The organism is Dyadobacter sp. OTU695 (genome assembly GCF_038440355.1).
Taxonomy (GTDB): Bacteria; Bacteroidota; Bacteroidia; order Cytophagales; family Spirosomataceae; genus Dyadobacter.
Genome location: NZ_JASATN010000003.1, coordinates 232,928 through 247,562, shown reverse-complemented (window position 1 = coordinate 247,562; position 14,635 = coordinate 232,928). Strand labels below are relative to the sequence as shown.

Sequence of the window (14,635 nt, the reverse complement as noted above, 5' to 3'; positions counted from 1 at the left end):
ATCGCCTATTCCTTGGGTTTCGGTTTCATTGTCGGGCGGAACGGTGCTTTCGCTACCGGTTTCTCAACAGGCTCCGAAGGCGTTTCTGCTGTCGGTTGTTCCACATTTTCATCCGAAACAACCTTTGGCTTCATTGTCGGGCGGAAAGGTGCTTTCGCTACCGGCTTCTCAACGGGCTCAGCGGGCGTTTCTGCAACCGGATTTTCCACATTTTCATCCGAAACAACCTTAGGTTTCATCGTCGGACGGAACGGTGCTTTCGCTACCGGCTTCTCAACGGGCTCAGCGGGCGTTTCTGCAGCCGGTTTTTCCACATTTTCATCCGAAACAGCCTTTGGCTTCATTGTCGGGCGGAAAGGTGCTTTCGCTACCGGCTTCTCAACAGGTTCAGCAGGTGTTTCAGAAACCGGTTGTTCCACATTTTCATCCGAAACAGCCTTTGGCTTCATTGTCGGGCGGAACGGTGCTTTCGCTGGCTTCTCAACAGGCTCAGCAGGCGTTTCAACCACAGGTTTTTCGATTTGCGAGGATTCCTGTGCCGGTAGCTTATCCATCTTTTTCGGTTTTATAACCGGCCTGAATGCAGGTTTTGGTGCAGGACTTACCGGCTCGGCAGATTCGGCATTGTTATCTTTCGCGACGGGCTCTTCCGCCGGCTTGGGTTTTATGGTAGGTTTGAAAACCGGGCGCGCGGGGGCTGCTGTGGTAGCCTGTGCAGGAGCGGGTACGGCCGCAGGGGTAGCCTTGGCTGCTTTCATTGCCTCTTTTTCCTTCTGGAACTGTTCTAAAAGCATGCGCTTTTCCTCAGCTTGTGCCTCGGTGAGATTGGAGTAATTGTAAACCATGTCCCGCACATCCAACTCGCTATAATCGAATGTCTTCGTCATTGTAAGGCATTCTGTCGGACAAACCGTCGTACAAAGGCCGCAGTAGCAGCACTTGGCCATATCGATGTCAAACTTCGCTGCATACAGGCGGATTGGTGAGCCGTCTGACGCACGCCCGACGTCCTCCACCGCCTTGATCGGCTCAATATCGATACAGTCGACCGGGCATACCTTCGCACATTTGTCACACACAATACAGTCGTCCATCTCATTATGCAGACGGTACCTGCCATTGTCCGGGATCGGAATGGTTTCCAGCGGGTACTGGATCGTTACGATGCCATCCTGCTGATCGTAGAAATTGGATGAGCGGATATCTCCGGGTTTACGGCTCTTACGGGCATTCCAGAGGTGCCGTAACGTCAGTCGCATGCCCGTGAGGGTCGTACTGATGCCTTCGGATATATTTTTAAAGTATTCTGACAAAATCCCTGTTCGTTGGTATTGCGGTTACCCTATGACAAATATAGAGTAAACGGTTCAAAAACTCACTTATCCACAACGACTGCTTCCAAAAGCTCCTGCAATTCATTTTGCAGCGATTCCGTTTTGTCGGCAATGTACCAGCGTTGGATATCCTCCGAAAATTCGCTGTAAGATTTCACCGGATTGGCTTTGTATTCCCGCAAGAGCGCCTGCGCGCCTGCCGGACGTGGACCCCAAGTAAAAAGCTCGTTGAAATCTTCATCGACAGCGATCAATTTCGGTATCGAACGTCCGCCGTTCGTCAGGTAAGCATCCATCAATTCAGGGTTTTCATCCCGAAGCAGAAATCTGACGGTAATCAAAGGGTTCGATAACGAAGCGGCAACGATCGTGGGAAGGTTCTGGGCGGCATCTCCACACCAGGCTTCCGTGAGGATGTACCAGGTTTGCGGAATGTCGACCTGGCTAATGGCCTCCCGCAACGACTCATGGATAGCTGCTGTTTTATAGAGCCGCTGCATGCGTGCCAGGTTCAACTTTGTGTAATGGCTCAGTGCTTCGGATTGTTTGGGCCCGGTTGTCCTGTTTTCCTGAACTACCGTTTCCATTAAATGCATATATGCTGAATAGGTATATTCCCTGTTTCTGACGGATACAGGGAACAAATGTGCTACGTTTCTCATAGGATTCTCATTTATTAGAAAACCCTCTGACGGTGCTTTCAGTTCACTTTTTAGTCATCAAAAATTGCACTTTCCCTTGTCACTTCAAGTTGATTTTCAATGTATTCCAAAAAGTATTTTGCCAATTTTTCACGATCGAAATGCTGGTGGACAAACCGGTAACCATTTTCACCGTGTTTGGCGAGAAGCGCCCGGTCTTTCATGTAAATTTCAATCTTATCCGCCAGGTCCGCAGGGTTTTCCGGCTCTGCAAACATCCCAGCTTCCGCCTGTTCGACCAAATCCCGGGAAATACCGTCGATTGCCATTAATACGGGCTTTTTGCAGGAGAAGTAGTCAAAAGTCTTGTTACTGTAAACCGTTTTGAAAATAGCTGCTTTTTTCAAAACCGCTACGCCGACATCCGCCATCAAAATATATTCGAATATTTGCTCTTTTGATACGGGTGCAAGGAATGAAATATTGGTCAACCGCCTGGAATGGACCTCTTCGATCAACATTCTTTTCTGCATTCCATCTCCTATCAACAGAAAGTGAGCATTGGTACCGCGAAGCAAGGTACCGGCCTCCACGAGCTGCATTAAATCGTTCGCCACACCATGGGCCCCGACGTAAATAATGACGAATTTTCCTTCCAAGCCCAGTTTCCCACGTAATCCGTTCGTGCATACGCTGTGCAGCGCCTGCTCGCTCCAGCGGAAATCGGCCGCATTGGGAATCATAATTATTTTACCTGGCACAACGCCTTTGTCACGAACCAGCCGCTCCCGGAACGCCGGAGTGAGCACATTGATCAACTTCGCGCGGCGATAGAGATATTTTTCAAATTTATAAGACAGGTTGATCAACCACTTATTCCTCAAAAGCCCCATCTCGATTGCTGATTCCGGCCAGAGATCCCGTATTTCCAGTACCAGTGGTACGCCTTTCCACTTCGAGAGCAACACCCCTGGAATGCCCACCAGGAGCGGCGGCGACGTCACGATAATGCGGTCATAGTTAGCATTCGCGAAACTTATTCCAGCATAGGCCGCCATCCACGCAAACGAAATGTAGCCCCAAAGCCTTCCCCAAAAGCCGCGATGATACCGTCCGGATGTTTTGCAACGGATTACCCGAATGCCGTCGCTGCTCTCATTCATCCAAAAACGTCTACCGTCGTTATTCCCCGGTTTCTCCGACATATAATGTACATCCCCCGCGATTACCGTCACCAAATGCCCCTCCTTCACCCAAAATCGCGCCATTTCGTTCCACCGCGACCCTCCGCCGGCATCGTCTTCGAGAAAATATTGGTGAATGAGTAGAATTTGCATGCGCGAATATGGTTGCCCACTGCTATATGACGTAAAGCGAATTTGTTAACTCAACACTTTCAATAACTGTCCGTATAAGATTCTCGTTAGTTTCAAATACTATAATATCACATCCCTGCCTGTTGCCGTAAACCTCAGAATACCATCCTCTTTCAAAAACCATCGGAAGCTCACGGCCTTTTTCGTCTGTTGCTTCAATCCGGAAGTCTTCCCCAAATTTTTCGTCAGGATGCCACAACTGCCGGATTTGCATTCCTTTTGGCACATTTAACACATAATCCTCAATCAGCCAATGCAGCTGATTTGCTTTTTTGACGACACGGCGCCGATGCACAATGCCCTTGCCAACATGTCGAAATCCTTCAAATTCAGCTTCAATCCAATACGCTCCATTGGAAGAACCCGCTTCGCCTTTTGCATTCACGACCCAATGTGTCCAGATGAAACGGTGCCGTTTTTGCATTTGGTCGAAATTTCCGATCATGACGGTGTTATGCGAACGCGTGCCAGAGAAATAGCGGGTCGATTCATCGTCGGTATTGTACAGCCAAGTACCGGCATCGCGCAGGATATTGCGACCTCCTACCCAAATGTCGAGATGATTGTTGTCGGCCTGGAATGGGCGGCTGCGATAGCTTCCGCAGCGCAGGAATGTAACTGTGGAAGCGTCACGAACGACGTAGTAACCTTCTTCCTGGAAATTAAAAGCTCCATCCTTTATCGCTTCGATTTGTTCTTCCGTATCTATTGCCTGTCCGGCTGCAAGCCATTCCTTTTCTTCATTCAAAACTGGATCGGAATCTTTCAGATGATACAGGACGGACTCCAATGCTATTAATTGAGGCCTGAAATCCCGAAAATCGCATTCGGAGAGCGGGAAGAACAACGCTCCGTCGTTGTGTCCATAATGAGGTAATCGGCCGTTTGTTTCGTCCATGCAAATTCGTAAGAACCTCAAAGACGCATCGGCTAGCTTATAAACCATTTCAGAAAAACGCTCATCATTAAGTTCTGCCCCAGGCCATCAATTGAATAACTACCCTGTGATAATTCATCGAGAATTGAAGGTAGGTACCCTCCGGGGTAATCTGAGAGCAGATTTCCTGCTCGAACAAGCGCTTTCCATGAGTACGCCATTGCTCACTTTCCGGAAAACATGGAAACTGCAATCCGGTCGTAAAGAGCCCTAACGCCTCTGTGAGTACATGATTATTCCGAACCGCGATTTCTGAAAACCTGATGTTGGATTCGACATGACGCATTTGATCGTAAATGCTGCAAAGGATCCTGTCCAGTAACGACTGATTCAATGTTGGTGAGAGCCGATAGTAATGTAGTGCAAACGTCCAGTTCAATACCCGCAAGGCTATTTCCTGGCTGCATTTCCAGTTCGGACCGCAGTTTACGGGGTTATGGTCGATCCAATCGGCTATCAGTCCGAGGACGGTTGCAGATTGATCTTCCGAGAAGTGAAAGTCATAGCGAATGAGGTCATACAAAAATGTGAACCGCGATTTCTCCCACAGATATTTGATATCACCCGCTTTCGGCGAAAGGTCATTAACCTTTGACCAGTGCTGTGATTTCGGATAAGCAAAGCCTGTTATTGGGTTAGTATGCCAATCGGGTACTTCGAACCATTCCCCGCTGAAATAGCGAAACATCCCCGTCCTTATTTGTTCCACCCGCCATTTCAAATCAGTAATACCTGCATTTCTTTGCACACTCAGTTTATCGGGATCGAAGAGAAATGCTGGTGTCTGGTTACGCCACTCCTGAATACTTATAAATGACTTTGGGGTGGCGCCTTTCGGAAAACGGAGGGTGAGCAGGCCGGTTTTCGCCTGCAACCAATACCCCGCACGGAATAGCACATAACGCCAGCCCATTTGGCGGCCGATATGCCAGAGTAATATCAGATACCGCACTGCTTTCATAGCACTTTCACCCAACCGCCAGTCCACATACTATCCCGCGCCGCTAATGTCGCGTGGCTTGAATTCCAAATGTCTTCCAGAGGCATTATCGATCCTGTACCGTTTGAAATACATTCGAACAGCCTGTCGAACTGCTCCCGATGGCCCTTACCAGCGTTCGTTTTCATTTCAGAAAATCCTTCGAAACCATATCCCCGCAGCACTTTGTAATTATCCAGAACGATTGTCCGCCCGAGCGAATGTACTTCGACTCTTTCCTTTGGATAACTGTTATGGCCATTGGAAAAATAATGAACTGCTCCAGTAGAGCCGTTCGCAAGTCTTAGCAGCACGCTTGCATTCGCGGAGCTCATGTGGCCCTGGACAGCCAATGCATTAGTGCAAACTTCTGTAATGTGGCTCTGCGCAATCCAGGCGACCAGGTCAATAAAATGGCATGCTTCACCAACGAGCCTCCCTCCACCCCGTGCACTGTCGTCTATCCAGGCATTTCCCAAAATAAACCCGGCATTGACGGTAATCACTACATTCATAGGGGCACCTTCCAGCAACTCCCGCATTCTGGTAATATGCGGTGCATATCTCCGGTTAAAACCTACTGTGAGCGTGACCGGAAAAGGGGCCTTTTCAAGTGCCGATCTGACTTTTTCAATGCCGACCAGATCAATGCTAAGCGGCTTTTCTACAAATACGTGCTTACCCGCACGGATGGCATCCGCCGCAATGGCAACATGCTGGTCGTGCCGGGTGGCAATAATGATCAGGTTGACTTCATCGTCGGCCAAAACCTCCCGGTAATCGGTGGCAATGAATGGGATATCGTACTTCGCTGCCAGTTCTGCCGCCCTTAGCCCGCCGGAACTGGCAATGTATTTGATGCATTTGCCACGAAGGCAGGGTAACAATGTCATGCAGGCAAAATTTCCGGCACCAACAATGGCCGCCACCGCCTTTTGCGCCACAAATGCATTGCGCGGATTCCGAATGATCGTTTTGTCGGGTTTACATTCACCGCTGTAATCGATCAGTACTCCAAGTGAGCGGCTATTTTTTTGATAGATGTCTGAATAGTTTTCCAACGGGACAATACTGGAAATCAATGGATTTACATCCAGTGAACCGTTGCCTAGCAGCCGCAGAATTTCATAAAAATTGCGGTTCTCCGTCCAGCGGACATACGGTAGCGGGTAGTCGATACCCCGTTCCTCGTACGCGTGATCGTAACGCCCGGGTCCGTAAGCGCACGAGACCTGGAATGTCAATTCTTTATGGTAAAAGTCAGATCGGTTCAAATGCAGGGGAACATCGCCTATGAGCACGATTTTGCCCCTTTTTCTGCAAATCGCAGAGGCCATTGAAACGATGTTACCGGATTTGGAGGAAGCGGCTAGAATCACCCCATCCATTTCGCCGAACTGCGCTGCGATCGATTTGTCGGCGGATTTTGCCGGATTAAAGGTTGTAATACCTTTTCCTTCCGCGATGCGCCGTCGGTCTTCATCGGGTTCAACTCCTATTACCTCACAACCCTGCGTACGAAGGATGTCAACAACCATCAAACCAATTAATCCCAACCCTACCACAGCTACGCGCTCGCCCAACGCCGGCGCGAGCAATCGAACTCCATGCAGGCCTATCGCACCCACGACTGTGAACACCGCCTCTTCGTCGGGCACATTGTGAGGGACTTTGGCTACGAGGTTGACCGGCACACATACCATTTCGGCATGAGCGCCATTGCTCACCACCCGCTCGCCGATGGTGTAGCCTTCTACATCCTCCCCTACCGCCACAATTTCCCCGACATTGCAATACCCCAACGGCAGGAGCTGATCCAGCCTGCGGAGCACCGAGCGGGTGGTTTTCCAGAAACCGTCTGTCCTGATTTTGTCGATCACGAGACGAAGCTTGTCGGGATGTTTCCTGGCTTTGAGAAGAAAATTGGCCTTGCTGAATTCGATCAGCATTCGTTCGGTGCCGGCGGAGACGAGGCTTTTGCGGCTTTTAATGAGCACGCAACCCTTTCGGGCGAGCGGAACGGGGATATCTAACAACAATGTCTCTCCCGTCCGGAGATTCTGGGCAAGTTGCTTCATGAAATATAGTGTGTAGTTTGAGTAAATGTCGGGAGATGGAATTTACGAATTAAATCCAATCACCAAGATTTGATAATTTTGACAAACCTGTATAGCATACAATCCTTAATCATACCAATTCCCGAATGAAAAAGCAGATCAATATCGGCATAGTAGGTTACAAGTTTATGGGCCGGGCGCATAGCAATGCCTGGAAAAAAGCACCGCTGTTTTTCGATACACCGTCGACGCCCGTCCTGAAAGCTGCATGCGGAAGGCACCAGGAATCGCTATCTGAATTTGCGGAAAACTGGGGCTGGGAAGAGACCGAAACCGACTGGCAGAGACTCGTCGAAAGGCCGGATATCGACATTATCGACATCGCATTACCCCAAAACCTGCATTATGAAGTAGCATTAGCCTCGGCGAGAGCTGGCAAGCATATTTTCTGTGAAAAACCGCTTTCGATGGACAGCGACCAGGCAGCCGAAATGCTGAAAGTATGTCAGGAAAACGGCGTTAAGCATTACCTCAATCACAATTACCGCAGAACTCCGGCCGTGGCACTCGCCAAAAAGATGATCGAAGAAGGCAAGATCGGCCGGATTTTCCACTGGCGTTGCGCCTACCAGCAAGACTGGATCGTCGATCCTTCTTTCCCGCTTACGTGGCAGCTTAAAAAAGAAACTGCCAAGGCCGGCCCGCAGTGGGACCTCAACTCTCACGCCGTCGATCTCGCGCATTTCCTCGTGGGCGACATTGTTTCCGTTTCTTCCCTGACCGCGAACTTCATCAAAGAACGCCCTATCGCCGACGAAACCGCTACCGGAAGCCTCTCGGGAGCATCGAAGGGAGACGAAATGGGCGAAGTCACCGTCGAAGACGCCGCATTGATGATGGTAAGGTTCCAAAACGGCGCCATAGGCTCATTTGAAGCTACCCGCTTTGCAACTGGTCGTAAAAACCGTCTTACATTCGAAATTTACGGCAGCAAAGGCAGCCTCGTTTTCGACCTCGAACGCATGAACGAGTTGCAGTACTATTCCAACGAAGACACGAAAGGTGAACACGGCTTCCGTACCATCCTCGCCACCGAATCGATCCATCCTTACGCTGGCCATTGGTGGCCTGCTGGGCACATTATCGGCTACGAGCACGCTTTCGTCCACGCCGTAGTAGATTTTCTCGATGCGATTGAAAATGATACGGAGATCAAACCGGACTTCGCGGATGGTTTGAAAATCATTCAGGTACTGGAAGCCGGATTACGTTCGGCGGAAAGCGGTACTGAGGTACGTATTTGATAGGGAGGAAGGAGGAAAGGGAAGATGGAGCAAAGCTTCCTCCCCTTCTTCCCTTTTTTTCCTACTTCCTTTTCCAACCAGTAAACCGCACTATGTAACTCCTTTTGACATTACATAATCCGGTCCTGGCCATGAAAAAAGTCTCTCTACTTGAATGGGCGGCAGTCGTATTGACGATAACTGCATTCGTTTTCTTTCTTGACCGGTCCGTTCTCAGCAAAGAAACCGTTAATCTGAGACCGCAGGAGCCCAAGCCGCCTTTTCCATACTATCAGGAAAACGTCAGTTTTGAAAACCCCGGCGCCAGGATAAAACTCGCCGGTACACTCACCTTGCCTGCACGCGAGGGAAAATTTCCTGCGGTGGTTCTGATTAGTGGCAGCGGCCAGCAAAACCGCGATGAAGAAATCCTCGGGCATAAACCTTTTCTCGTGATAGCCGACTACCTGACCAGGCACGGCATTGCCGTCCTGAGATTCGATGACAGAGGCACCCATCAATCACAAGGTAACTTCGCCACTGCCACATCCGAAGATTTTTCTACCGACGCCGAAAGTGCAGTTGCCTACCTGAAAACCCGGAAAGAGATTAATGCCCTGCAAATCGGACTCGCCGGTCACAGCGAAGGAGGTATTGTAGCCCCAATGGTCACGGCCCGGTCTGGGGATGTCGCATTCATGATCCTGCTTGCGGCTCCGGCAGTGCAGCTCGATACCCTTTTGCTGTTACAACAGGTTACACTGTACAGGATACTCAAATTTCCCGAAGCGGAAATTCAGCGATCCCGCAAGATCCTGGCTGGTGCATTGGCTATTGTTAAGAGCTCCACACATCCCGCAACTTTACGCAGTAAGCTGACAAGCTATATTAGAGCAAACCCGGACAGCTTGTCTGTTTTTGCGGCTCCGCACATGACTATGGAACAAGCACAGAACTTAACAATCAACTTATTGGCGACTCCCTGGTCACGGTATCTTCTCACATACAACCCGCTGCCTGCCCTAGAAAAATCGACATGTCCCATTCTTGCTTTGAATGGCGAAAAGGACTATCAGGTACCTCCAAGGGAAAACCTGGCCGGGATCGCAACCGCAACGCAAAAAAGCGGCAATAAAAACGTGAAACTTGTTCAGTTAGCCGGTCTGAACCACCTCTTTCAGGAATGCAAAACAGGTTCAAGTGACGAATACCAGCGGATAACGCAGACGTTTTCACCGGCGGCTTTAAAAGAAATGTCCGACTGGATAATTCAAATTGCGCGTTAGAAAACCTTTATTTTAAAAGTGCAGCCACTTTCAAATCCACAGCATTATCTCCGGTGTCGTAGCCGACATGCTGATCGATTACCTTGCCGTGGCCATCCAGGAGTACCCAAATGGGAATGGTTTGCAGATTGTATTTCTTGTCCAGCATCGCGTAAGTTTCGCCCACGGGCAACAGGAACTGTTTCCAGGGCATCTGCTCTTTCTGCATTGCTTTTTTCCACATTTTCTGATCCTTATCCACAGAAATGCTGACGACATTCAACTTTTCACGTTTATCATGGTAAAGCTTCTTGATCTGCGGTATTTCCATTCGGCAGGGGCCGCACCAGCTTGCCCAGAAAACGATCAGATTATGCTTGGATGAGTCAACGAGTACCTCCCGGACTGATTTGTCGTCAGTCGTTTTCAATGCGACTTCTATTGGGAAATCGCTACCGTTTTTGTTTTCATAATTCAGATAAGTCTTCAAAGCGATATAACCCGGATTTGAATGTAGTTCAGGGTCAAAAAATGAAAGTAGATGTTTGGCTTCGTGGTTACTGAGTGATGATTTACTATAATTCAATATACGCAGCAATTCCAGTGAATTGGAATTCTTTTGGATGAGGGATCGATTATAAGCTTGGTTATCCCCGACATTCTTTGAACCGCTTTTGAAATTGTAATGGTGGAATAGTGCGCTGGTTTGCCGGTTAACCTTCGCTATCCTAAATAACACCTCTTTGTTTTTCGGTGTAAATATCCGGATAGTATCGAGTTTTAGTTCCATTACCCCATTTTCGGCGTAGAAATTAACTTCGCTCGTTTTTTTGAAATAAGGATTTTTATAACCAACCACCTGATGCGGCCACTCGGGGTTTCCGGTTTCAAAAACAATGGCCGCTCTGAAGGGAACGAAGTCGCTGCCTGTTTTAAGCTTGAATTCAAATTTCCCTTCCCGAATAACCGCGGTATCCAGGAAGTTGCGGCTTTCGGCATCGCCGAGGTAGACTGTCTTGCCTTCCAGGAATGTGTCTGTACCTCTCAAATCACCCCGCACCACGATTTCCTGGCTTGTTCCGCAAGCAATCGCCATAACTATCATCAAAAGCGGCCCTACCATTCCGAAAAGGGCACGAAAAATCCGACTGTTTTCCATAGCACATTACAATTTTGTTGGTTCGCAATTGTAACTACTTTATTATAGAAAACAAAATATAAAATTAAATTATATATGTTTCGCGCTACTTGAAATACTGGACCACGTTGGCAATCGCCTTTTTTACACCATTTAACGTCATCTCGTTTTACCAATTCCAGTATTTCCTCTTGTTGCGATATTTTTCATCAGCTAACGGCCGATCCTCCGCATTACAGGATGTAAATATGCCATGCCCATCAATGCCGGCAGCAATAATGTTTTCATAAAACCAATTGATTGAAATCATGGCAACAAGGTACGGGGAGTTTTCAGTTATTGCTTTGCGGAATTTATGCGAATGCTAGGAAGATTTATTACTTCGCGTGAGATAAATGGGGCTCGAAACTCAACGGCAAGTGCCGAAGGCAAACAAAAAAAGCATCGATTTCTCGATGCTTTCTGTGGGAGTTGAGGGATTCGAACCCCCGACCCTCTGCTTGTAAGGCAGATGCTCTGAACCAACTGAGCTAAACTCCCTTTTTGTTTTCTTTTGTTTTCCCGTCGTTTGGGAGTGCAAATATGTGCGACTGAATTGAACTCTGCAAATATTCTTGAAAAAAAATTTAAAATATTTTTTAACCTCCTGAAAACCAATACCGGTTATTCGAAATTCAAATAGAGCGTCACGGTGTGTGTACGCATGCGGCTGATGCCGTTGGCCACAGAATTTGCTCCCGGCACGAGCATATTCGTTAATCCGTGTGAAAAACGCAGTTCAGGAGCGAATTTGAAGAACTCGAAGAACTGCTCATAGCCGATGCCATAGTCGATCGAGAAGTCGCTCGACTTCGTGTTAAGGGCGGTAGCTCCGCCGCCGCGGTTGCGTTTTACGTTCGTCTCGATCCCCAAGGTTACACCTGCGACCATGTACATGCGCGAGTTGACCCGGCGTAACGATTTGTATTTTAGCAAGAGCGGGACTTCGATCCACGTCGACTCGCGCTTTTCCGTGCGATCGGTGCCATTAGGATAGCTGAATTTGACATGTCGTTCATAGAGCGAAACCGCCGGCGTCGTGCGCAGGTCGAAATGCTCGTTCAGATATGCATTGACGGTAAATCCCATGCGAAATGCAGCATTGGTAGGCGACTGGATCACAAACGCCGTGTCCCTGGACACAAAGTCGTTGCTATGCTTGATATTGAACCGTGTAAACGGGACCGCGAAAAGAATGCCGTAATGGATCGGCTTGTCGTCGTAATATTCGAGGTGCTTGCGGCGATACCCGATGCCCTGAGACCGGGCTTCCTGCGCAGCCATGAGCAGCGCCAGGATGCCGATAATTACTTGTGTCCGACGTAAATTGAACAGATCCCGAAGGTAAGTGATATGCATTTGGTATTTATGAAACCTGCTTTTTTATAGATATCAAGAAAAGCTTCCCCGTCCGGAAAGGCCTGTACTGACTCGGGCAGATACGTGTATGCCGCGCTGTCCTTGGAGACCGTTTTCCCTATGATTGGTAATATATATTTGAAATAAAAGTTGTAAATCTGCTTGAACGGAAAGCTTTTAGGCTTCGAAAACTCGACCACCACACAAGTTCCGCCCGGCTTCATCACGCGGTTCATCTCTGTCAGTCCGGCCAGCAAATTCTGAAAATTGCGTACTCCAAACGAAACGATAATCGCGTCAAAATAATTGTCTGCAAAAGCCAAACTTTCCGAGTCGCCGCTTTGGAGGCTAATCACGTCCTGCTTACCCAGTTTCGCGATTTTCTCGCGACCGACAGCCAGCATACCCTCTGAAATATCGACGCCGATGATTTTCTCCGGCTTCAACGCCAGTGCTTCAATGGCAAAGTCACCGGTACCCGTTGCAATGTCGAGAATCACTTTCGGTTGTTGCTTTTTAAGCAGCTTAATAGCCCTTTTGCGCCAATATATATCCACACCGCCACTCAGGACGTGATTCAGCAGATCGTATTTTGGTGAAATGTTATCGAACATCTCTGCGACCTGCTCCCGTTTGGTCCCTTCCTTATCTTTATAGGGTACTACACTCATCTTTATATTGTATTTTTCAACTACAAGCAAAACTAACAGATATTTACGGTTATCGCATGGCAGGCGGGCATCTTATTGGTTCTACAAAAGGTGACCAAAATGAAAAGCGTACGTATCAATGGCTGAACAAACATTTCGTCCCAATCGATTCCAGCCATGCGTTACATTTTGCTCCTTGTCGCCTGTGCCATAACCGGCATAACATTCGCACAGTCGGCACATTCCCGCTCGTCAAACGGCATCAGCGACAAGAAAAGTTACGATCGCGGCGCAGCACAACCCTATTTTCTGAACCTGCGGTGCGGCCTTTCGCAGTTTTACGGAGAACTGAATGCCCAGGCAATGCACGGAATTGTCGGAATCGGTATTGGAAGGTCATTCAGCAAGCAATTCGCCGTTCAGCTCGATTACAACGCCGGAAGCATTGGTGGAGAGAAAATGGATTTTTTCAACTCCTATTTCGTCAATGAATATAACAGCGCGGAATGTCTGGTGAAATGGGACCTCTCGGAGCAATTCAGTGAAAGAGAGCCCGGGCCGGTACATGTTGCCGTCTATGCGGGATTAGGACAAATCTGGTTCAGCGCCAATGCTTTCGACCTGGACAACAACAAGCTGCTGCGCTTCACCAACAGCGGGCAAAGTGCCCGTAACCCCCTTTTTCTCCGGTGGGGACTACCCAAAGGACCAAAAGGCATCAAAAAAACACGGGAAGGAATACTCCCGCTCGGCACTTCTGTGGATTATGCTTTGTTAGAAAAATTGAAAATTACCTTGGAATACCGTTTTTATTTCGTCCGGACCGACAAGCTGGATGCTACTTCCGGCAGACGATTAATTAACCCGGAAGAAAGTGAATCTTACAGCGAAACACCAAACGATGCATTCAGTTTCATCGCTGTATCGCTGCAATATCATTTGGGGCAAAGGAAAAGATGAATGCCAGTTAACATTGTTAATTAATGATTTCTACCACTGTTAAGTACAAACTTTATCCTTCGCTGTTAAGCTGTTTCGACCGGTTTGAGCGTGGCTATATCAGCGAGCAGGAGTTACTCGACCGCATTAACCGCGTACCGGTGCCGCAAACCGAGGCCCAGTTTCGTGGCGTATCGTTCGAAGATGCCGTGATCAAAGGCATTGGCGAAGAAACATTCGACCCGGAAATACTGTCGAAAGTACGATCGTTCCTGCCTCGTCCGATGCTGAAAACGCAGGTATACTGCGAATATCAGCTGAACGACAGCCTGATTTACGGGTACGTGGATGTGATTGGAAAGATGCTGGCTGTGGACATTAAAACCACCGGAAATTACCGCGAAGGCTGTTTTGCTAAAAGCCACCAGAACTTTTACCTCCCGGCGTTGCGCACGAAAGGGATCAGAAGCCTGCGCTATGTCATCACTGATTTCAGGGATGTTTATCTCGAAGAATATGATCAAATGGCTGATCTCACCTATCAGGAGGAACAGGCCGCCCGCTTTTGCGAATTCCTCGAAACCTACCGCGACCGCATTACCGATTTACGGGTATTTGCCCGCGTTTAACACTGGTAA

General features: G+C 48.5%; 13 protein-coding genes and 1 tRNA gene. 4 read left to right on the top strand and 10 right to left on the bottom strand.

The window, feature by feature from the left end; translation table 11 throughout:
* Nucleotides 1-5 precede the first annotated feature (5 nt).
* From AAHB90_RS09095 to AAHB90_RS09070, 6 genes are all read right to left on the bottom strand, one after another.
* On the bottom strand, nucleotides 6-1,313 hold the full coding sequence (locus AAHB90_RS09095; RefSeq protein ID WP_342084622.1) for a 4Fe-4S binding protein: 1,308 nt from the start codon (nucleotides 1,311-1,313) through the stop codon (nucleotides 6-8).
* A gap of 62 nt (nucleotides 1,314-1,375) precedes the next feature.
* Nucleotides 1,376-1,996, bottom strand: coding sequence for a thioredoxin family protein (locus tag AAHB90_RS09090; RefSeq protein WP_342084621.1), 621 nt, complete (start codon nucleotides 1,994-1,996; stop codon nucleotides 1,376-1,378).
* Between the two features lie 50 nt (nucleotides 1,997-2,046).
* Nucleotides 2,047-3,312 (bottom strand): glycosyltransferase family 4 protein, encoded by a 1,266-nt coding sequence (locus AAHB90_RS09085; RefSeq protein ID WP_342084620.1) that lies wholly within the window; start codon nucleotides 3,310-3,312, stop codon nucleotides 2,047-2,049.
* 22 nt (nucleotides 3,313-3,334) lie between these two features.
* Nucleotides 3,335-4,297, bottom strand: a complete 963-nt coding sequence (locus AAHB90_RS09080) for a heparinase II/III family protein (RefSeq protein WP_342084619.1) — start codon at nucleotides 4,295-4,297, stop codon at nucleotides 3,335-3,337.
* 19 nt (nucleotides 4,298-4,316) lie between these two features.
* Nucleotides 4,317-5,249, bottom strand: coding sequence for a heparinase II/III family protein (locus AAHB90_RS09075; protein ID WP_342084618.1), 933 nt, complete (start codon nucleotides 5,247-5,249; stop codon nucleotides 4,317-4,319).
* Entirely contained in the window at nucleotides 5,246-7,345 is a 2,100-nt protein-coding gene (locus AAHB90_RS09070) for a bi-domain-containing oxidoreductase (RefSeq protein WP_342084617.1), read from the bottom strand. Before AAHB90_RS09070 ends, AAHB90_RS09075 begins: the two co-directional genes overlap by 4 nt.
* Nucleotides 7,346-7,470: 125 nt before the next feature.
* On the opposite strand from AAHB90_RS09070, the gene AAHB90_RS09065 reads away from it, so the two are divergent.
* A complete protein-coding gene (locus AAHB90_RS09065) occupies nucleotides 7,471-8,628 on the top strand; it encodes a Gfo/Idh/MocA family protein (RefSeq protein WP_342084616.1) in 1,158 nt (385 codons plus the stop codon).
* Nucleotides 8,629-8,759: 131 nt separating this feature from the next.
* A complete protein-coding gene (locus AAHB90_RS09060; protein ID WP_342084615.1) occupies nucleotides 8,760-9,893 on the top strand; it encodes an alpha/beta hydrolase in 1,134 nt (377 codons plus the stop codon).
* Between the two features lie 7 nt (nucleotides 9,894-9,900).
* Here the strand turns inward: AAHB90_RS09060 and AAHB90_RS09055 are convergent, their stop codons facing one another.
* From AAHB90_RS09055 to ubiE, 4 genes are all read right to left on the bottom strand, one after another.
* Nucleotides 9,901-11,031: a TlpA disulfide reductase family protein gene (locus tag AAHB90_RS09055; protein WP_342084614.1), complete on the bottom strand. Its 1,131-nt coding sequence runs from the start codon at nucleotides 11,029-11,031 to the stop codon at nucleotides 9,901-9,903.
* Nucleotides 11,032-11,475: 444 nt separating this feature from the next.
* Nucleotides 11,476-11,550 (bottom strand) — tRNA-Val (locus AAHB90_RS09050).
* A gap of 123 nt (nucleotides 11,551-11,673) precedes the next feature.
* The gene (gene porT / locus AAHB90_RS09045; protein ID WP_342084613.1) at nucleotides 11,674-12,408 is read right to left on the bottom strand and encodes a type IX secretion/gliding motility protein PorT/SprT; all 735 of its coding nucleotides are present in this window, start codon (nucleotides 12,406-12,408) and stop codon (nucleotides 11,674-11,676) included.
* Complete coding sequence (gene ubiE, locus AAHB90_RS09040) at nucleotides 12,357-13,079, bottom strand: bifunctional demethylmenaquinone methyltransferase/2-methoxy-6-polyprenyl-1,4-benzoquinol methylase UbiE (RefSeq protein WP_342084612.1); 723 nt, start codon at nucleotides 13,077-13,079, stop codon at nucleotides 12,357-12,359. The genes porT and ubiE overlap by 52 nt, the downstream gene beginning before the upstream one ends.
* A gap of 156 nt (nucleotides 13,080-13,235) precedes the next feature.
* Here ubiE and AAHB90_RS09035 point away from each other — a divergent pair, with 156 nt between their 5' ends.
* Together AAHB90_RS09035 and AAHB90_RS09030 are read left to right on the top strand one after the other, a co-directional pair.
* The gene (locus tag AAHB90_RS09035; protein WP_342084611.1) at nucleotides 13,236-14,018 is read left to right on the top strand and encodes a hypothetical protein; all 783 of its coding nucleotides are present in this window, start codon (nucleotides 13,236-13,238) and stop codon (nucleotides 14,016-14,018) included.
* A gap of 23 nt (nucleotides 14,019-14,041) precedes the next feature.
* The gene (locus AAHB90_RS09030; protein WP_342084610.1) at nucleotides 14,042-14,626 is read left to right on the top strand and encodes a hypothetical protein; all 585 of its coding nucleotides are present in this window, start codon (nucleotides 14,042-14,044) and stop codon (nucleotides 14,624-14,626) included.
* The last annotated feature ends 9 nt before the right edge of the window (nucleotides 14,627-14,635 follow it).